This window comes from Cupriavidus malaysiensis (assembly GCF_001854325.1).
GTDB classification, from domain to species: Bacteria; Pseudomonadota; Gammaproteobacteria; order Burkholderiales; family Burkholderiaceae; genus Cupriavidus; species Cupriavidus malaysiensis.
Genome location: NZ_CP017755.1, coordinates 552,756 through 571,572, shown reverse-complemented (window position 1 = coordinate 571,572; position 18,817 = coordinate 552,756). Strand labels below are relative to the sequence as shown.

Here is an 18,817-nt window from a genome sequence, read left to right as displayed (position 1 = left end):
TCCATGGATTTGTCACGCCGCGTGGCGCGGCGGGCCGTATCTTATCCGATCGAGCCCGGGACGGCCGGCGTCAGGCAGCCGGCCGCCGGCGCGCCCCGCCGTCGCTTTCGCTCTCGCTCAGCGCGCCGTAGATCCAGTGGCGCAGGTCCCGGCGGATCTGGCTGGCGGTCGACGGCAGCAGCTGGGTCATGAACACCACCGCCAGGTCCTCCACCGGATCGATCCAGAAGCTGGTGCTGGCGCCGCCGCCCCAGAAATAATCCCCCGCGCTGCCCGGCATCATGGTGGCGGCCACATCCTGCGTGACAGCGAAGCCGAGGCCGAAACCCAGCCCCGGATAGACCGCCTCGCTGAAGCTGGAGCGCGACATCCTGTCCAGCGTGTTGCCGCCGGGCAGATGGTTCATCGTCATCAGCTCCACCGTCTTGGGGCTCAGTACCTGCTGCCCGTCGATCGAGCCGCCTGCCAGCAGCATGCGGCAGAAGCGAAGATAGTCGTGAGCGGTCGACACCAGGCCGCTGCCGCCCGAGGCCAGGGCCGGAACGCGGCGGAAGCTGCTGTGCGCGGGGTCGTCCTGCAGCGCCAGCCCGCCTCCGGGCGCCGGGCTGTAGCAGGCGCACAGGCGCTCGGCCTTGCTGTCCGGCACGAAGAAGCCCGTGTCGGGCATGCCGACCGGGCCGAAGACCGCCTCCTGCAGGTAGTCGGCGAAGGGCCGCCCGGAGATCGTCTCGACCAGATAGCCCAGCACATGCGTCGCCACCGAATAGTTCCACGCTTCACCCGGCGAGTAGTCGAGCGGGAGCTGGCTCAGGCTCTCGATCATGCCGGCCAGCCCGGTCGGATTGTCCGGTTCGCCGAGGGCGAGCTCGCGATAGGCCGCGTCGACATTGGTGCGGGCCTGGAAATAATAGGTCAGGCCCGCGGTATGGCGCAGCAGGTCCACCACCAGCATCTCGCGGTTAAGCGGGCGGGTGTGGAAACCGCCGAGGCTGCGCGCGCCGGCCACGGCCACGCCGAGATGCTTCCACGCCGGGATGAAGCGGGAGACCGGATCGTCGAGAGCAACCAGGCCTTGCTCGACCAGTGTCATGAACGCCACGCTGGTGACCGGCTTGCTCATGGAGTAGATGCGGAAGATGGCGTCCTCGCGCATGGGCCGGGCGCGCTCCAGGTCCATCGAGCCGACTACGTTGCGGTGCACGAGCTCGCCGCGCCGGTGCACCAGCGTGACCGCGCCCGGTAGCCGGCCGGGCGCCACGTAGCGCGCATCCAGCCACGCATCGAACGCCGCCAGCCGTCCGGCCGAAAACCCCAGTCGCTCTGCCTTGGTCATCTGTGTTTCTCCTGTGTTCTGTGCTGGCACCGGCCCGAACGAACGGGAAACGGACGGAAGGAGACGGATGCCCCCTCGCGCTCCGGCGCACGTTGCTGCCGCATCAAGTCATTCTAAAAATAGAATGATAGCATCTTTGCGCATGACAAAGCACTTGCTCCAGGCCTCGGGCAAGCCAGCCACGGCAATCAGGCAGCCAGGCAGCCAGGCAGCCAGGCAGCCAGGTAATCAGGCTGTCAGGGAGAAGGAAAGGAAGAGCGCTCAGGCTACGTCCGGCACCGCCGCGCGCACGCCCATCTTGGCGCCGACGCGCGCCTCGTCGACCAGGAAATCGATGAAGGCCCGCACCTTGGTCGGCAGGAACTTGCGGCTGGGGTAGACCACGCTGACGTCGCGGCGCGGCAGCTGGTATTGCGGCAGGACATGCACCAGCCGCCCGGCTTCGATCTCGGGCCGCACCACGTAGGAGCCCAGCATCGCCACGCCCAGGTCGGCCAGGGCAGCCTGGTGGGCCAGTTCGGCATTGCTGCAAAGCAGGCTGGCCCGAACCGGCACCGTCAGCTCGCCTTCCGGGCCGGTCAGGGTCCACTCGGTATCCAGGCCTGTCAGGCGCATGGCGATGCAGCTGTGCTGGCTCAGTTCGCGCGGGTGGGTCAAGGGCGGGTGGGCGCGCAGGTAGCCGGGCGAAGCGCACATCACGATCTCCGCCGAGACCAGCGGCCGCGCCACCAGGTGCGGGCCCAGGCCCAGGTCCGACAGCATCACGGCAACGTCGCGCCCCTCCTCCACGATGTCGACATTGCGGTCGGACAGCATCACGTCGAAGACCACCTCGGGGTAGCGCTGCTGGAAACGCGCCATCAAGGCCGGCAGCAGGTGCAGGCCGAACATCACCGGTGTGACCAGCCGCAGCGTGCCCGACAGCGACTGGCTGCGCGCGGTGACCAGGCCTTCCGCCTCGTCGAGGTCTTCCAGGATCTGCTGGCAGCGCTGCAGATAGGTCTCGCCGGCGTCGGTCAGGGACAGGCTGCGCGTGGTGCGGTTCAGCAGGCGGGTGCCGAGGTGGCTCTCCAGGTCGGCCACGTAGCGGGTCACGACGGCGTTGGACATTTCGAGCTGCTGCGCCGCACGGGCGAAGCTGCCCAGTTCCACCACCTTGGTGAAGACACGCATCGATTGCAGACGATCCATGGCACAGTCCCCCGGCCTGTCCCGGAATTCTTTCCGTAGCGCGGCCTATTTATTGTCAAAAACAAAACCAATCATTTCCGCCGCCAGCATTTATTGAAATAAGGGAAACGCCTAATATTCCGCCATCGGATGTCGCAATGCAGCAGACCAAATACAAGACGCGGCATCCCGTTGAAGAAACGGAGTGAGTGAGCCATGAAGACCTACCAATACGCCCTGATCGTCGTCACCGCCATCGCCGCCGCCCTGACGGCCGCTCCGGCGCTGGCCAAGAGTGGCAGATTCGACACTTACAGCGACGGCGCCCGTACCGCCCGCTATGACGTCTACACCGACGGCGCCAAGAGCGGCGCGAAGTTCGACACCTTCGTCGACGGCGCCAAGTCCGCCAGGTTCGACAGCTACAGCGACGGCGCCCGTTACGAAACGACCGACCGCGCACCGCTGTAAGGCGCGGCGCGGCAGGCCGCATACCGGCGCGCCTTGCGCGTGCCCGCCGCCCTCAGCGGAACGCCTCGCTCCAATACCCTTCCACCTGCCTGACCAGCGGCTCGGGCAACGCCACATAGTGCTCGCGGTCGGCGTCCGCCTGCCCCTCCTGCAGCACCTAGCGGAAGAAGGCTAGCGCGTCCCTGGCATCGCCCGCGCTCTTGCCGCGGCGTTGCATCAGCACGTAGACCACCCCGGTGATGGGCCAGGCCTTGTCCCCGGAGGCGTTGGTGATGACCTGGTAGAAGTCCTGCTGCGGCGTCCACTGCGCCGACGCCACCGCCGCGCTGAAGCTATCCCAGGTCGGCTGCACGAAGACGCCCGCCTGGTTGCGCACCGCGGCGTAGGCCAGCTTGCGCTGCAACGCATAGGTCAGCTCGACATAGCCGATCGCCCCCTTGACGTTACGGATGTAGAGCGACACACCATCGCTGCCGCTGGCGCCGAAGCCGACCGGCCAGCGTACCGTGGTGCCGGCGCCGACCTGGCGTTGCCAGCCATCGCTGACCTTGGACAGGTAATCGGTCCAGTTGAAGGTGGTGCCCGACAGGTCGCTGCGGTGGACCACCACGATCTTGCGGTCGGGCAGGACCAGGCCGGGATTGTCGGCGGCGATGGCCGGATCGTTCCAGTTGCTGATCGTGCCCAGGTAGATGCGGGCCAGCAGCGGCCCCGTGAGGTGGAGCTGGCCGGGCTGGATGCCGTCCAGGTTCACCACCGGCACCACGCCCCCGACCACGAGCGGGAACTGCGCCAGCCCGGCGCTGTGCAGTTCCTCCGGCCTGAGCGGCATGTCGGTCGCGCCGAAGGTCACCGAGCCGGCCTTGACCTGCTGGATGCCGCCGCCCGAGCCGATCGGCTGGTAGTCCACCGCCTTGCCGGTCTTGGAGTAATAGGAGGCAGCCCACTTGGCCAGCACCGGGTAGACGAAGGTCGAGCCCGCGCCGGTGATCTCGCTGCCGTGCGCAGCAGGCAGTAGGAACGCCAGGGACAACAGCGACCGCCGGATGAGGCCCGGCAGCCAGCGCCGCGCGGCGCCGCTCAGGTCGGAACGGTCCATGCCGGCACCTCCGCTTGTTCTTGCTCTTGCAGGATCCAGGATCCGCGGCCGCATCGGCGCACCGGCGCATCGGCGCACCGGTACGCCAGGCCGGCCCGCGCCGCGCCGGGTGCCGCGCCGGGTGCCGCGCGATCGCGATCAGGCGGCGCGGCGATTCCGAGGCAGCGATAGGGCCATTCTAGGACGCCGCGGGGCGCTGCACAGGACGGCGTTGTCCCCGGCCGGCCGGCGCCCCGCGGGAGCGTCCGTCACTGCACCACGAATTCCGTGAACAACACCTCGCCGACCTGCCCGTCGGCGCGGCTGCCCTTGGCCACGGCAGCGACCTGCGCCAGCAGCGCCTCGCGCAGCGCCGCCTTGCCCTCGGCGGAGACGATGCGGTCGGCATGCTGGCTCGCCAGCGTGTTGAGGACGCGGTCGCGGATCTCCGGCATGCGGGCGGTCAGCGCCTCCTTGGCGTCGGGGCCGGCCAGCTTGAGGGTGATGGCGATGCGCAGCAGGTGGGCCGCCGAGCCGTCGTCGCTCAGGTTCACCACCAGCGGATCGAGCGGCAGGTAGGCCGGCGCCGCGGCCGGTGCCGGCGCGGCGCCCGCCGCCTTGCCGCGCAGCCCCCACCACCAGTAGCCCGCGCCGGCGGCCGCGACGACCAGCAGCACGGCCAGGACGGCCAGCAGCAGGCGCGTGCCGGTCTTGCCGGCACCCGGTGCGGTGGACGTCGGCTTCGATTGGAGAGTGGCAGCTTTGGACATCGTAAGGTGGTCTTGGTGAACGAAAAGGCGGGACCGGGACGCCACCGGTCCGCGCATGCATGGTGCGTACCCGCAACATGGGCAGCACATGCTCGGTACATACGGAGCACATGTTCAACACATGTTCAACACATGTTCAACACATGTTCAACACATGCTCGGCACATGTACCGCACATCATCGGCGCACCATCGTCTAACGGCAGGAAGCGGCCCGGCTTGAGTCCGGCGCGCCGGCGCGGGCGGCCCGTCCCGGCGCACCTTGCATGGCAATAACGCAACGCCCCGGCAGCCCTGGGCGCCGCGCAGGGCGGCGCCCAGCCGACTTCGCACGCCACTGCGCGCAAAGCGGCCGATGGCGCGGCCACGCGGCCTGCCCGCATGCTACGATCTCGCGAAAATACAATGCCGTAGCCGCCTCCCCGCGATCGCCATGCACAGGAACCGCCCGAACAGGAACGTCAAGTTCTCAGCCAGCCCCGTGCTGCAGACCCGTACATCGCTCTGGCGCTCCAAGCTGGTGGTCGGCTTCATCACCCTCGCCTTCGGCGGACTGGTCTCCCGCGCCTTCTGGATCGCCGGCCCCGGCAACAGCTTCTTCATCGCCCAGGGCGAAAAGCGCTACGAGCACGCCATCGTGATGCCCGCCGTGCGCGGCAAGATCGAGGACCGCGACGGCCACGTGCTGGCCACCAGCCTGCCCATGCGCACCATCTGGGCGGTGCCCGCCGAAGTCCCCGCCGACCTGCCCGACCAGCAGCTGGCCCAGGCCGGCAAGCTGCTCGAGATGCCGGTGCACGAACTGCGCAGCAAGCTGATCGGCGAGCGCAAGTTCGTCTACGTCAAGCGCCAGGTCTCGCCCGAGGTCGGCAAGCAGATCGAGGCGCTCGGCATTCCGGGCGTCTACGAAAGCAGCGAGTACAAGCGCTTCTACCCCGAAGGCGAAGTGACCGCCCACGTGGTCGGCTTCACCAATGTCGAGGACAAGGGCCAGGAAGGCATGGAACTGGGCGAGGAAACCCAGCTCGAAGGCCGCTCGGGCGTGCGCCACGTCATCAAGGACCGCATCGGCCACACCATCGAGGACCTGGACGATTCCACGCCGGCGCGCGTGGGCGCCGACGTCCGCCTGACGCTCGACACGCGCGTGCAGTACGTCGCTTACCAGGCGCTGAAGAACGCGCTGGAGCGCACCGGCGCCAAGGCCGGCATGGCGGTGGTGATCGACGTCAAGGCCGGCCAGGTGCTGGCGCTGGCCAACCTGCCCACCTACAACCCCAACGACCGCGAGCACCTGACCGGCGAGCAGCTGCGCAACCGCGTCTTCACCGATGTGTTCGAGCCGGGCTCCATCCTCAAGCCCTTCACCATGGCGCTGGCGCTGGACCTGCACCGCCTCACGCCTGCCACCCTGATCGACACCGGCCCGGGCCGCTACGTGTTCGAGGGCGCCACCATCACCGACGACAGCGCCAACGGCGTGCTGACGGCGGCCGGCGTGATCCAGAAGTCCAGCAATATCGGCATGACCAAGGTCTCGACGATGCTGCACGCCGAAGAGATGTGGGACATGTTCACCGAGATCGGCCTGGGCCAGGCGCCCAAGCTCGGCTTCCCCGGCGCGGTCACCGGCCGCGTGCGGCCGTTCAAGAAATGGCGCCCCATCGAACAGGCCACCATGGCCTACGGCTACGGCATCTCGGCCTCGCTGTTCCAGCTCGCGCGCGCCTACACCATCTTCGCCAACGACGGCATGCTGGCCCCGATCACCATCCTCCAGGGCGACCCCGCCGCGCAAACCAAGGGCGTGCGCGTGATCGACAGCAAGACCGCCGCCGAGATGCGCCAGATGCTGGCCGGCGTGGTCAGCGTGGGCGGCACCGCCACCACCGCCCAGGTCGACGGCTACAGCATCGGCGGCAAGACCGGCACCGCCTACAAGGCCGGCGCCCACGGCTACGACCACTCCAAGTACCGCGCCTCCTTCGTCGGCCTCGCGCCGCTGTCCGCGCCGCGCCTGGTGATCGCCGTGTCCATCGACGAACCCAAGGCCTCGCAGCACTTCGGCGGCCAGGCCGCCGGCCCGGCCTTCGCCGAGATCGCCTCGCAGGCGCTGCCGCTGCTGGGCATCCGTCCCGACCTGCCGTTCAAGCCCGGCGCCATCCTGGCGGCGCCGACCGACATGCCGCAGGACAACCTGCCGGCCGGCAAGCCCGGCGGGCCGCTGGGCGGCCACGCCTGAAGCAGGATCCCCGCGTGGCCGGGCCGGCCACGCCAGGCGCCCCCGCTCCCATGCGTGCCCATCGTGACGATCATGACAAGCGACCTGGAAACCGAGAACCGCGCGCTACGGGCGCGCGTCTCTGCGCTGGAAAGCGAGCTGTCCTTCCTGCGCATGCATACGGCCGTCCTGCAGGGCATGAAGGGGGAAACGCTGGTCGCCGACCTTACAGGCGGAGAACTGACGGACTTTGCGGCTGAGCACGATATCGTCGTGGGTGGCTCCGTCACCGTCGAGGTGAAATTCAGCAAACTGAACACACCGGTCGCGCGAGCGGCAACCAGGCGCTGGAACTGGAGCAAACCCCTCGGCTGGAAAGACAAGGGGAAAAGCTTCGACTTCCTCGTTCTCGTCGGCGAAAAGGACATGCGCTATCCGAATCAGTACCTGGACGATGCGCCGTACGTGTTCTTCCTGATCCCCAAGGCCAGGGTCGGGGAGATCCTTACCCAGGGGAGCACCATCGGTGCCAACGTCCAAATCACGACCCACCTCGCCAGAGCCCGCTCGCCGGCATCACTAGCACTGAAGTCATTCCATGTCCCAGCCGCAACGGTGACCGCTCTGCTTGGACGCGCCCGAGCGACCTAGCCTCCGGACCCGAGGGCTCCGATGCGCATCACCGAGATCCGCGAGCACCCCATCCCGGTCTCACGCTACGACGATCCCTCCTGCCCGCCGGCGGCCTGACCACCAACCTGCTCGCCATCACCACCGACGCGGTGCGCGACGGCCGCCCGCCTGGCCGGCAGCGCCTGTCTGGCGCTGGACGCCATGAACAGCTATCGCGCCGACACCGCGCCGGCCGCGGCCGATGCGCTATGTGAGTACGGACTCTGGTGGTTCGAGGACCTCTGCGACCCGCTCGACTTTGACACCCAGGCCGCTGTGGCCGCGTGTCACCCTCATCCCATCGCCGCCGGCGAGGCCCTCTTCTCGGACGCCGAGGCTCACCTGTTCGACCGCCACGGCGGCCTGCGCCGCGCGCACGGCGTGCTGGTGTTCGACCCGGCGCACTGCTACGGCCTGCCGGGCCACCTGCGCATCCTCGACGCCCGCCTCGCCACCGGCGGCTGGCCGCGCCACGCCTTCTGGCCGCACGGCGGCACCTGTTCGCGCTGCACGTGGTGGCAGCCCTGGGGCTGGGGGGCGGAGGTCAATCCACTCGCCTTCGCGCCCTTCCGCGGCGCGGCCGACGGCAGCTGTGTCGACGCCGGCATGGCGAAGCTGCCGCAGGCGCCTGGCATCGGCTTCGAGGGGCATGGGGAGGCCTGAGGGGGTGATGCAGCGGGTATTCGGCGGGTATTCGGCGCGGGGGCCTGAGGCAGGGCGGACAGGGGAAGGCAGCCGCCGCCCCGGCTGGCGCCCCGATCCGTGCACTGCCCCCTTGGCTCCTCGTCGGGCAAAGGGCCGCATCGCATAAATATGCCTTATAGATAACTTAACAATGCATTTATTGACTTTTATCCTCAGAATAATAAATTATTGAACCTTGGATAAAAGAGGATAAAAGCATGCTCTACTTCGCACGGCCATCGCTGGCGGCAGAGCTGGCGGACCAGCTCGAAGGCAGGGCTGTGTTCGGCGACGCCCAGAACGGGCTGTTCCTGGCCGCACCCCGCCGCACGGGCAAGTCGATGTTCCTGCAACACGATCTCAAACCCGAACTGGCGTCACGCAACGTGCTCGTGATCTACACCGATCTCTGGTCCGACCAGCGCCGCGACCCGGGCGACCTGATCGCCGAAGCCATTGCGCGCGAACTCCAACAGCATCTGGGCGTCGTGGCGAAAACCGCCAGGAAGGCCGGCCTGGCAAGCGTGACCATCGCCGGCACGCTCAAGGTCGACACCTCGGGTATTGGGAAGATCGACGGCACAACCCTGGTCCAGGCACTGCGCACCTTGCACGAAACCGCCGGACGCCCCATCGCGCTGATCATCGACGAAGCACAGCATGCCCTGACCAGCGAGGCGGGGGAGACGGCCATGGCAGCGCTGAAGTCAGCGCGCGACCAGCTCAATACGCCCGCGGAGGTCGCCCTCATGCTGGTCATGTCCGGCTCGGATCGCGACAAGCTGCTACGCCTGGTCAATACCAATGGAGCGCCGTTCTACGGTTCGTCCATCCACAAGATGCCAACGCTGGGCAAGGGCTATGTCGACCATGTGACCGCGCTGATCGAAGCCCAGCGGCCTGAGCTGAAACCCGTCGACCACCTCACGCTGCTCGAAGCCTTCCAGCTCTTCGGCCAGCGCCCCCAGTTCTTCCACGCAGCCATCGGCCAAGCCTTGAACCCCCTGGAGTCCACGAGCGGCGAGGGGTTCGAGCAAGGCGTGCTGGCCGCGGCAAAGGAAAAGCGGGCGCAAGATGCGGCGCAGATGCGCTCAGACTACCTGGGCCTGAAGCCGCTGGAGCAAGCCGTGCTGTGGCGCATCCTGGCCGTCGGCCAGAATTTCCGTCCCTATGATGCAGACGCGCTGGCGTTCTACCGCCAGCAGTGCGCCGGTCTCAGCATCACCGCGCAGAAAGTGCAGGCCGCGCTCGAAAGCCTGCGGGCGCGGACGCCGGCGCTGATCTGGAAGTCGGCACGAGGGGAGTACTCGGCGGACGATGCCGCCATGCACGCATGGTTCGGCGAACTGCAGGCGACAGGACAATGGCCGCCTGCGGCCGAGCCGGAAATCCGCTAGCGCCGTGGGGACGGGAAGGGGCAAGCCCCCCTCAATGCCCCGTCCCCGCCAGCAACTCGCGCTTGAGCTTCTTCGCCAGCGACCACTTGTGCACCTCGGTCGGGCCGTCGTAGATGCGGAAGGCGCGCACTTCGCGGAACACCTGCTCGACCACCGTATCGCGCGACACGCCCAGGCCGCCCAGGATCTGCACGCAGCGGTCGGCCACGCGGAACAACGCGTCCGACACCGCCACCTTGGCCATCGAGCTTTCGGCGGTGCCCAGCGAGCCGCCGTCGAGCACGCCGGCGCACCAGTCGATCATCAGCGCGGCCTGCTGCAGGTCGATCAGGTTGTCGGCCAGCATGAAGCCCACGCCTTCATGGTCGATCAGCAGCTTGCCGAAGGCCTTGCGCGTGGTGGCGTAGCCGGCGGCGATCTCATGGGCGCGCGCGGTGGCGCCGAACCAGCGCATGCAGTGCGACAGCCGCGCCGGCGACAGCCGCACCTGGGCATAGCGCAGCCCTTCGTTGACCTCGCCCAGCACCTGGTCCTGCGGCACGCGCAGCTTATCGATGGCGATCAGCGCATGGCCGCCCGGCATCGAGCTGTCGATGGTATCGAGCACGCGCTCGATGCGGATGGCGGGATGCGGCAGGTCGACCAGGAACATGGTCGCCTGCACCTTGTCCAGGCTGCCGGTGCGCGCCATCACGATGCCCACCGCGGCGCCTTCCGCCCCGGTGATGAACATCTTGCGGCCGTTGACCACCCAGGTATCACCGTCGAGCACGGCGGTGGTCTGCAGCATCGACGGATCGGACCCGGCGCCACCCTCCTCGGCCGGCTCGGTCATGAAGAAGGCCGAGCGCGCCTCGCCGCGCACCAGCGGTTCGAGGAAGCGCTGCTTCTGCGCGGGCGTGCCCACCTTGCCCAGCAGGAACATATTGCCCTCGTCGGGCGCCATCGTATTGACCGCCACCGGGCCCAGCGGCGACAGGCCCGAGCGCTTGAGCACGGCGGCCGTCTCGAGCTGGTTCAGGTGGCTGCCGTCGGCCAGGATATGCGGCGTCAGCACGCCGGCCGCGCGCGCCTTGGCGCGCAGCTCGTGCACCAGGTCCTCGGAGGGACCGTGCGCGCCCAGGCGCGCATCGCGCTCGTAGGGAATGACGACGTCGCGCACAAAGGCTTCGACACGGTCCGCGATGATGCGGCTGCGTTCGGTGGGGCAAGGGGTGAACATGGCTGTCCTTCTCTCGATGTCTGTCTTCACGATAGGAAACAGGGATGGGGGAGCGGAGATCGGGTCCTATCCCGGCTCAGAGCGTGTTGACCAGGTGACCGCCATCGACGGCGAGCACCGAGCCGGTCATGTAGCGCGAGGCGTCGGAAGCCAGCAGCAGCAACGGACCGTCCAGGTCCTCCAGCTGCCCCAGGCGCCGCTGCGGAATGCGCTGGATCATCGCCTTGCCGGCTTCGGTCTCCCACAGGCCGCGGTTGATGTCGGTGTCGAAGTAGCCGGGTGCCAGCGCATTGACGCGGATGCCATAGCGCGCCCACTCCAGCGCCAGCGTCTTGGTCAGCTGCACCACGCCGGCCTTGGACACCGCGTAGGACACCACCCCGCCGGCCTGCCGCAGCCCCAGGATGGACGCCACGTTGACGATGCTGCCGCCGCCGCGCTCGCGCATGCCGGGCGCCAGCGCCTGCGCCACGTAGAACAGGCCCTTGAGGTTGGTGTCCATCACCGCATCCCAGTCGGCCTCCGGATGGCGCAGGGCCGCGCCCTCGCGCGCCACCCCGGCATTGTTGACCAGGATATCCACCGGCCCGGCCGCGTCGGCCAGCGTGGCACGCGATGCCGCATCGGTCACATCCAGCGCCACGCAGCGCACCGCGCCATCGGCGCCGACGACGCCGGCGGCCCCGATCTCGCGCGCCAGCGCCTCCAGCGCCTCCGCCCGGCGTGCCGCCAACACCACCTCCGCACCGTGCGCGGCCAGCACGCGCGCGAAATGCGCCCCCAGCCCGCTCGACGCCCCCGTCACCAGGGCGCGCTTGCCCCGAAGTTGCTCCGACACCACCGGCATGCCTGCCTCCTGACAATTGTTCCCTCAGATTGTAGGACGATTTAATAGGAAGAAGCCAGCCCCATCCGGCCCTCGGCTACAATGCCCCGATGCCTCCGCGCCGCCTCCCCACCTCCGCACCACCCCAGGAACCCCGTCCGGCCAGCGACCACACCACCGCCCCCGGGCTCGATCCGGCCGGCGACGGCAGCGCCTCCGACACCGTCTTCTACGGCATCGTCAACGGCCTGGAACTGCAGCGCTTCGTGCCCGGCCAGCGCCTGGTCGAAACCGACCTCGCCGCCCACTTCGGCGTGGGCCGCAACTCCGTGCGCGAAGCCCTGCAGCGCCTGGCCGCCGAAGGCATCGTCGAGCTGCCGCGCCACCGCAGCGCCGCCATCCGCGCGCTGAGCCCGCAGGACACCCTCGACGTGCTCGACGTGGCCGAACGCATCACCGGCCTGCTCGCCCGCAGCGCCGCGCGCGGCAGCGCCGACGCGGACTGCGCCGCGGCCCTGCGCCAGGCCATCGACGATCTCGCCGACGCCGACGCCGCGCATGACAGCGCCGCCTTCGCCTCGGCGCGACGGCGCTTCTACCGCACCCTGCTGGAGATGAGCGGCAACCGCGAACTGCGGCGCCTGTTCCCGGCCATCCAGATGCCCATCGTCTACGCCCAACACCGGCTGGGCTCCCTGCAGGCCCTGCGCCTGCGGGACTACCGGGTGATCGCGGAGGCCGTGCTGGCGGGACGGGCCGAGGCGGCCGATGCGGCGGGAACGGCCCATGTGCGGAACGTCAGGGAAGCCATCGGCGTCGAAACAGCAAGGGCGGCGGCAACCTCGCCCGCGACCCGCGCGGCAAAGCGCTAGGCTTGGCCGCGGCAGGGCGGCCGCGGCATCACGGCAAACCCTCGCGGCCATGCGCCGCGCAACCCATCGAGCCTCACGGTTGGACCCAATGTTCTCTGCAGCAATCTTCGACATGGACGGCCTGCTGATCGACTCCGAGCGCACGATCATGGACACCTGGCTGTCCGTCGCGCGCGACTTCGGCGTCGACATCGCGCCGGCGCGCTACCTCGAGATCGTCGGCCGCGCCGCGCCCGAATGCTTCGCCATGCTGACCACCATGCTCGGCAGCGAAAGCCTCTTCCGCGAGGCCCAGGCGCGCGTGCGCCAGCGCCTGCACGCGCCGACCGACACACCGCTGTTCCCGCTCAAGCCCGGCGCGCACACCCTGCTGACCACCCTGGCCGAGGCCGGCATCCCCTGCGCCGTGGCCTCATCGTCGAACCGCCAGGAGATCGAGTCCCGCCTCGACCAGGTCGGCGTGCTCGGCTTCTTCCGCGCCCTGGCCGGCGGCAACGAAGTGCCGCGCGGCAAGCCCGACCCCGCCGTCTACCAGCTCGCCGCCAGCCGGCTGCAGGCTGCGCCGGCCACCTGCCTGGCCTTCGAAGACAGCGAGAACGGCGCGCGCGCGGCGGATCGCGCCGGCATGCGGGTGGTCACCGTGCCCGACCTGAAGGTACCGACCGAGGAAGTCGCGGGGATGAGCTTCCGCCTGCTGGGGCGGCTGGATGAGGCGGTGGAGCATGTGCCGGTGTGGTTTGCCGGCCGTGGCGGGGTGGGGATGGCCTGAGGCGGGCGCAGCGCCGTCCCGGCCACAGGACAGCGCCATCCCGCCTGCTTGCGCCCATGCGCTGACCGCGTACTCGAAGGAGATCGGATGTCCTCCCTGCCTCACGCCATCATCGGCCTGCTCGCCACCCTGCTCCCGCTGGCCACGGCACAGGGCCAGCCGGCCCCGGACCCCGGCAGCCAGCAGGCGGACGGCGCCCGCGCGAAGCCGGGCATGCCGTCATCGCCGGAAGACGACGCGCGGCGCGCGCGCTGGTGCCGGAAGCATGGCGGCATCGACGTCACGCACCAGGGAGAACCGACGCCCGGCCCGAATTCGATGGACGTCGTGATCTGCCAGCGCACCGATGGCGGCCCTGGGTTTTCCGGCGCATATATCCCGCAGCAAAGGGGACAGGGCAAGATCTCGCCAGACGTGCGGATGAAGATTGCGCCGCCGGCCGATCCGGCCCCAGCGCGAATGCCGCCGCTTCATCAGGACCCGCACGGTAGAGCCAGCGACTGAACCACCGGATGGCCCCGGACATCCTGACTCGCGCCGTACATCGGCCAGCCGGTGCCATCAAGCCGGTCTCGGCTCCCGTCTCACTCAACGCCGCGTCCCGAAGGCCTCCCGCACGCCCCGCCCCGCCGCCTCGAACACCGCGCCGGCCGCGGGCGTCAGCCCCTTCATGTGGAGGCAGCCATGAATCATGCCATCGAGCTGCCGCACGCTCGCCTTGACGCCGGCGGCGGCCAGGCGCGCGCCGTAGTCCTCCGCCTCGCTGCGCAGCGGATCGAATTCCGCCGTCAGGATGGTGGCCTCGGGCAGCCCCTGCAGCCGCGGCGCGAGCAGCGGCGACACGGTCGGGGCCTCGCCGTCGCCCGGGTCGGCGAGATACATCGCGAAGCAGTACCGCATCAGTTCGCGCGTCAGGTAGTAGCCCTCGCCGAAGCGCTGGTAGGACGTGCCATCCATCCGGTGGCTCAGCACCGGATAGATCAGCAGCTGGTGGGCGATGGCGATGCGGCCGTCGTCGCGCGCCAGCAGGCACGAGGCAGCGGCAAGATTGCCGCCCGCGCTATCGCCGGCCACGCCGATGCGGCCGGGATCGAGGCCGAGCCGCGCGGCGTTGTCGAAGACCCAGCGCAGGGCGTCGAACACATCGTGCAGGGGCACCGGATAGCGGTGCTCCGGCGCGAGCCGGTAGTCCACCGACAGCACCACGCTGGCGGTCGCGTTGGCCAGCTCGCGGCAGGGGTTGTCGTAGACCTCGGCCGAGCCGAGGCACCAGCCGCCGCCGTGCGCGAACACCAGCGCCGGCTGCGCCATGCCGCGCGCCATGCAGGCCTCGGGCCAATAGCCGTGCACGCGCAGCGTGGCCCCGTCCCGCGCCGGCACCTCGAACACCGCCACGCGCCCAACGCTCGCCTGCGGCCCGTGCAGCTGGCGCAGGCCGGCATCGGTATCGGCGCGCAGGCGCGCGATATCCGCCGGCGCCGCGCTCTCGCCTGCCGCCGCCCACTGGCGCAGCAGGCCTTCTATCCCGGCATCGAGCGGCATGGTCACACCCCGCCTTGGAGGAAGGGCAGCAGGTGCCCGATGAAGGCGTCGGCTGCCTCCTCCATGATGAAGTGCCCGCAGTCGCTTGCCGCAACGACGCGTTGAGGGAGAAGCGGGCGGAGGGATTCCCGCCGGTTATGGCCCGATGCCCAGGAGCGCATTGCCGGAACCGATCCCCGCCCCCCACACTCCTGAGCGTCCTTGGCACAGGAGGAGACAACGCATGGAGAAGGAAAAGACATCCCGCCGCCGCGCGCATCGGCCGCGCAAGGACCGGGCAGCGGCCGCCATGGCATTCCTGATGGCGCTTGGCGGGGCGGCGGTGGCGCAGTCGCCGGCCCCCGATCCCGCTGCCGCTGCCGTTCCCACTGCCACTGCCGGTAATGGGATCGGCCCGCAGGCGGGCGGCGTCATGCAGGGCTTTCCTCCTCCGCCGCCGATGCGCGTGAACAAGGCCAACGCCTTCCTGCCGCCCTATCTGCGCTGGTCCTTCCGCCATGCCCGCGAAACCTCGCCGACCGCGGGACTCCGGCATGCCCGCACGCCCATGCCGCTGCCGGAGCGTCCCGCGCGTGATCTCGACGATCTGCAATTCCCGCTGGACGGGCAGCCGGTGAAACTGGCCGACTACCTCCGCGACACTCACACCGACGGCTTCATCGTGCTGCACCAGGGCCGCATCGTCTTCGAGCGCTACCTGGAAGGTTTCGGACCGGCGCAGCCGCACATCTGGGCTTCCATGACCAAGTCGGTCACGGGCCTGATGGCGGCCATGCTGATGGTCGACGGCAGGCTCGACCCGGACGCCAGGCTGTCCGCCTACGTGCCCGAGCTGGCCGGCACCCCCTTCGGCGACGCGACGCTGCAGAAGAACCTCGACATGGAAGTGGCGGTCGCCTACGCGCCGGAGCTTCCGCCCGACCTGGGGCTGTTTGGCGCGGTCGGGCTGATCCCGCGCCGCGCCGGCGCGCCGGACAATATCTACGCGTTCCTCAAGACGGTCTCGGCTGCCCAGGCGCCTGCCGCGCCGGACTACTGGTTCTACCAGAACGGATCGCCGGAAGCCGTCGCCTGGGCGCTGCGCCGCATCGCCGGGCAATCGTGGGCGGAGCTGGCGCAGGAACGGATCTGGTCCAGGCTGGCGGAAGACGACGCCTATATCCAGGTCGATCCGCTGGGCACGGAGATGGCCAGCGGCGGCCTCAGCACGACGCTGCGCGACGCGGCCCGTTTCGCCGAAGCCGTGCGCCGCGCCGAGGCCGGCGATGCCGGCGCGGGCCTGCCGGTGGCCGCCGTGCGCCGCGCCCTGCGGCCGCGCGCCAACCAGGCGGGCTTCGCCAAAGGCCGTCTCGCGGCCGGCCGGCCCGGCTACACCTATGGCGACTACTGGTACCAGGTCAATGACAGCGACGGCTCGGTCGAGGCCGGCGGGCGCTTCGGGCAGAAGATCTACATCAACCCGAAGCGGGAACTGACGGTGGTGAAGTTCTCGTCGAGCCCGGATTCGGCCCCGCGCGCCGCCACGGCGGAAGCAGGAAGCGTGGCGGCCAACGCGGCGGCCAACAACCGGTCGTTGGAATCCGAGACAACCTTCATCGCGGCGATCCAGGCCATCTACGCGGCCATCTCGCGCTGAAGCCGGCCATGGGCGACGTGGCACTCAGGTCCGTGCCACGCATAGCTGCCGCACGGCGTCGCACGTGGATGGCGCCGAAGGCCACAGCACGGCCCCAACGCTATCTTCAAGCCGACTCGCCCGACTTGCCCTGGCGCCTCGCGCCCCCCCCTGACGCGGCGCGCCCCTTGGATGCCGCGCCGCGCCGCGCGGCGCCGGCCTGCGCGGCGCGGCCGGCCGCCATCGCATCCTCCAGGTAGCCCTGGACCACGCGCTGGAACTCGGCCATCGCCGCGCCGGGATCATCCACCGTCGCATCCAGTCCCAACGTGACGGCCGCCTTCATCAGGTGCTGGACGATCACCGCGCGCAACCAGGCCTCCGGCGCCGGCAAACCCGGCGCGAGGGCCGCCAGCACCGCGGCGATGCCGCCGCGCATGCGCTCGCGTACGCCGGCCGCGCCCGTCGCCTCGGCCGAAACGAGGGCCGGCACATCGGCCAGCGCCACGAAGGCCGGATGCGTGGCGCGGAAGGCCAGGAACAGCGTCGCCAGCCGCCCCGCCACGATGGCCACGTCGAGCGACGGCACCTCCTCGCGCAATCTGTCGAGCACCGCTTCCAGCTCGCCCACGTACTGCTCCAGCAGTGTCGCGGCGACCTGCTCCTTGGTCGGGAAGAACTGGTAGAGCGAACCGATCGACGACTGCGCGCGCGCGGCGATCGCCGTCATCGTCGTGGCCTCGAACCCCTTGTCGGCAAACTCGGCGCTGGCGGCTTCCAGCAAGGTGGCGACGCGCGCATGGCCGCGCGCGCGGCGCGGCGCCTTGGGCTCACCCGGTAGCGGCGTTGGCTTCTGCGTTGACTTTTGTGAGTTCATCCTCATATACTATTTGTGAGCATACCCTCACAATATACCAGCAAGCCATCCCCACCCAGGCGCCACGCCAGGCGCCTTCTCCCCCTTCACGGAGCCGCATCGTGCTGCCGAAACTCGACCCCAACACCACCGCCCTCGTCCTGATCGATCTCCAGCAAGGCATCCTTGGCTTCGGCAAGGCGCCGCGCCCCGGCAGTGCCGTCGTCGCCACCGCGGCCACGCTGGCCAGGCGCTTCCGCGCAGTGAACGCGCCCGTCGTGCTGGTCCGGGTCGGCTGGAGCGCAGACTTCGGCGACGCGCTCAAGCAGCCCATCGACCAGCCCACGCCGCTGCCCCCCGGCGGCCTGCCGGCGAACTGGTGGGACTACCCCGCCGAACTCGCGCCGGAAGCGCGCGACATCCAGATCACGAAGCGCCAGTGGAACGCCTTCCACGGCACCGAGCTCGACCTGCAACTGCGGCGCCGTGGCATCCAGACCATCGTGCTCGGCGGGATCTCGACCAATATCGGCGTCGAGTCGACGGCCCGCGCCGCGTACGAACTCGGCTACTCGCTGGTGCTGGTCGAAGACGCCATGAGCTGCGCCGCGACGGAGCAGCACCAGGCATCGCTGGACTTCATCTTCCCGCGGCTGGGCCGGGTGCGGCAGTCCGGCGAGGTGCTGGAAGCCCTGGCGGAATGAGGGCGGGCGGCGGGCAATCGCCGCGCCGGCCCTGCGCAGCCCGCCCAACGTGCAGCAACTGCTCGTGCACGAGATCGAACTCGCCTTCCGGCGCGACGATGCCATCTCCGTCTACACCAGCGCACCGGACGCCTTCCGCCCCTTCTTCGACGTAGCCCGCAACGCGTTGGACGCCTACGGCGACAAGCCGGTGCCGTTCTGCCAGGAAGCGATCCTGCCGGGCATCCAGGCCGTGCCGCTGCCGGCCACACACCCGGCCATGCCGGCTATCTGCTCGGCGACGGCGCGCACGCGCTGCTGGTCTGGGGCGACATCGTCCACTTCCCGCACATGCAGCTGGCCCAGCCCGAAGTCACCATCGCCTTCGACAACGACCCGGCGCAAGCGGCCATGACGCGCGGCCGGTTGCTCGACCGGGTGGCGAACGACATGCCAGCCGTCATACCAAGAATCCTCCGTCGGCTGATTCCGCAAAACAGCGAGTGTTTGCTGAAATAGGCCGTTTCCGGAATCATCCAATAGGAATCTCGCTTTCACCGGGGTAGCCTCCTTGCCTATCCCGTGCTTGACCCTGCTTGATGCATCGGTATGTGCGGACCCTTCGCTAGTCCTTTTG

Annotated in this window: 19 protein-coding genes; 10 read left to right on the top strand and 9 right to left on the bottom strand. The window is 69.3% G+C overall.

Features of this window, described 5'->3' with window-relative positions; all coding sequences use genetic code 11:
- Nucleotides 1–70 precede the first annotated feature (70 nt).
- Nucleotides 71–1,333 (bottom strand): serine hydrolase domain-containing protein, encoded by a 1,263-nt coding sequence (locus BKK80_RS22430; RefSeq protein ID WP_071071367.1) that lies wholly within the window; start codon nt 1,331–1,333, stop codon nt 71–73.
- Nucleotides 1,334–1,594: 261 nt separating this feature from the next.
- Nucleotides 1,595–2,524 carry a LysR family transcriptional regulator gene (locus BKK80_RS22425; RefSeq protein ID WP_071016931.1) on the bottom strand — a complete coding sequence of 310 codons (930 nt, stop codon included), beginning with the start codon at nt 2,522–2,524 and terminating at the stop codon, nt 1,595–1,597.
- A 195-nt stretch (nt 2,525–2,719) separates the two neighbouring features.
- Between BKK80_RS22425 and BKK80_RS22420 the strand changes: the two genes are divergently transcribed.
- On the top strand, nt 2,720–2,974 hold the full coding sequence (locus tag BKK80_RS22420; RefSeq protein ID WP_071016933.1) for a hypothetical protein: 255 nt from the start codon (nt 2,720–2,722) through the stop codon (nt 2,972–2,974).
- A gap of 157 nt (nt 2,975–3,131) precedes the next feature.
- Here the strand turns inward: BKK80_RS22420 and pstS are convergent, their stop codons facing one another.
- Together pstS and BKK80_RS22410 are read right to left on the bottom strand one after the other, a co-directional pair.
- A complete protein-coding gene (pstS, locus tag BKK80_RS22415) occupies nt 3,132–4,073 on the bottom strand; it encodes a phosphate ABC transporter substrate-binding protein PstS (protein ID WP_236903920.1) in 942 nt (313 codons plus the stop codon).
- A gap of 248 nt (nt 4,074–4,321) precedes the next feature.
- Complete coding sequence (locus tag BKK80_RS22410) at nt 4,322–4,822, bottom strand: flagellar basal body-associated FliL family protein (RefSeq protein ID WP_071016936.1); 501 nt, start codon at nt 4,820–4,822, stop codon at nt 4,322–4,324.
- Between the two features lie 432 nt (nt 4,823–5,254).
- Between BKK80_RS22410 and BKK80_RS22405 the strand changes: the two genes are divergently transcribed.
- From BKK80_RS22405 to BKK80_RS22390, 4 genes are all read left to right on the top strand, one after another.
- Nucleotides 5,255–7,063 (top strand): peptidoglycan D,D-transpeptidase FtsI family protein, encoded by a 1,809-nt coding sequence (locus BKK80_RS22405; protein WP_071071365.1) that lies wholly within the window; start codon nt 5,255–5,257, stop codon nt 7,061–7,063.
- Nucleotides 7,064–7,135: 72 nt separating this feature from the next.
- A complete protein-coding gene (locus tag BKK80_RS22400; RefSeq protein ID WP_157903315.1) occupies nt 7,136–7,693 on the top strand; it encodes a hypothetical protein in 558 nt (185 codons plus the stop codon).
- Between the two features lie 183 nt (nt 7,694–7,876).
- Nucleotides 7,877–8,377 carry an enolase C-terminal domain-like protein gene (locus BKK80_RS22395; protein ID WP_071071361.1) on the top strand — a complete coding sequence of 167 codons (501 nt, stop codon included), beginning with the start codon at nt 7,877–7,879 and terminating at the stop codon, nt 8,375–8,377.
- Nucleotides 8,378–8,679: 302 nt separating this feature from the next.
- A complete protein-coding gene (locus BKK80_RS22390; protein WP_232346464.1) occupies nt 8,680–9,795 on the top strand; it encodes an AAA family ATPase in 1,116 nt (371 codons plus the stop codon).
- Between the two features lie 31 nt (nt 9,796–9,826).
- On the opposite strand, the gene BKK80_RS22385 is transcribed toward BKK80_RS22390, so the two are convergent.
- Both BKK80_RS22385 and BKK80_RS22380 read right to left on the bottom strand, forming a co-directional pair.
- Nucleotides 9,827–11,017: an acyl-CoA dehydrogenase family protein gene (locus BKK80_RS22385; RefSeq protein ID WP_071071358.1), complete on the bottom strand. Its 1,191-nt coding sequence runs from the start codon at nt 11,015–11,017 to the stop codon at nt 9,827–9,829.
- Nucleotides 11,018–11,093: 76 nt separating this feature from the next.
- Nucleotides 11,094–11,864 (bottom strand): SDR family NAD(P)-dependent oxidoreductase, encoded by a 771-nt coding sequence (locus BKK80_RS22380; RefSeq protein ID WP_071071357.1) that lies wholly within the window; start codon nt 11,862–11,864, stop codon nt 11,094–11,096.
- 89 nt (nt 11,865–11,953) lie between these two features.
- Between BKK80_RS22380 and BKK80_RS22375 the strand changes: the two genes are divergently transcribed.
- The 3 genes from BKK80_RS22375 (at nt 11,954) to BKK80_RS22365 (ending at nt 13,988) form a co-directional block, all read left to right on the top strand.
- Nucleotides 11,954–12,715 (top strand): GntR family transcriptional regulator, encoded by a 762-nt coding sequence (locus tag BKK80_RS22375; RefSeq protein ID WP_084545700.1) that lies wholly within the window; start codon nt 11,954–11,956, stop codon nt 12,713–12,715.
- Between the two features lie 88 nt (nt 12,716–12,803).
- Complete coding sequence (locus BKK80_RS22370) at nt 12,804–13,484, top strand: HAD family hydrolase (protein ID WP_071071355.1); 681 nt, start codon at nt 12,804–12,806, stop codon at nt 13,482–13,484.
- Nucleotides 13,485–13,571: 87 nt separating this feature from the next.
- Nucleotides 13,572–13,988: a hypothetical protein gene (locus tag BKK80_RS22365; protein ID WP_071016952.1), complete on the top strand. Its 417-nt coding sequence runs from the start codon at nt 13,572–13,574 to the stop codon at nt 13,986–13,988.
- Between the two features lie 84 nt (nt 13,989–14,072).
- On the opposite strand, the gene BKK80_RS22360 is transcribed toward BKK80_RS22365, so the two are convergent.
- The gene (locus BKK80_RS22360) at nt 14,073–15,026 is read right to left on the bottom strand and encodes an alpha/beta hydrolase (RefSeq protein ID WP_071071353.1); all 954 of its coding nucleotides are present in this window, start codon (nt 15,024–15,026) and stop codon (nt 14,073–14,075) included.
- A 223-nt stretch (nt 15,027–15,249) separates the two neighbouring features.
- Between BKK80_RS22360 and BKK80_RS22355 the strand changes: the two genes are divergently transcribed.
- A complete protein-coding gene (locus tag BKK80_RS22355; protein ID WP_071071351.1) occupies nt 15,250–16,662 on the top strand; it encodes a serine hydrolase domain-containing protein in 1,413 nt (470 codons plus the stop codon).
- 106 nt (nt 16,663–16,768) lie between these two features.
- Here BKK80_RS22355 and BKK80_RS22350 read toward each other — a convergent pair whose 3' ends face one another.
- The gene (locus BKK80_RS22350; protein ID WP_071071349.1) at nt 16,769–17,518 is read right to left on the bottom strand and encodes a TetR/AcrR family transcriptional regulator; all 750 of its coding nucleotides are present in this window, start codon (nt 17,516–17,518) and stop codon (nt 16,769–16,771) included.
- A gap of 101 nt (nt 17,519–17,619) precedes the next feature.
- On the opposite strand from BKK80_RS22350, the gene BKK80_RS22345 reads away from it, so the two are divergent.
- Nucleotides 17,620–18,201 (top strand): hydrolase, encoded by a 582-nt coding sequence (locus BKK80_RS22345; RefSeq protein WP_231908175.1) that lies wholly within the window; start codon nt 17,620–17,622, stop codon nt 18,199–18,201.
- Nucleotides 18,202–18,375: 174 nt separating this feature from the next.
- On the opposite strand, the gene BKK80_RS36620 is transcribed toward BKK80_RS22345, so the two are convergent.
- On the bottom strand, nt 18,376–18,738 hold the full coding sequence (locus BKK80_RS36620) for a hypothetical protein (RefSeq protein ID WP_157903314.1): 363 nt from the start codon (nt 18,736–18,738) through the stop codon (nt 18,376–18,378).
- Nucleotides 18,739–18,817: the final 79 nt, after the last annotated feature.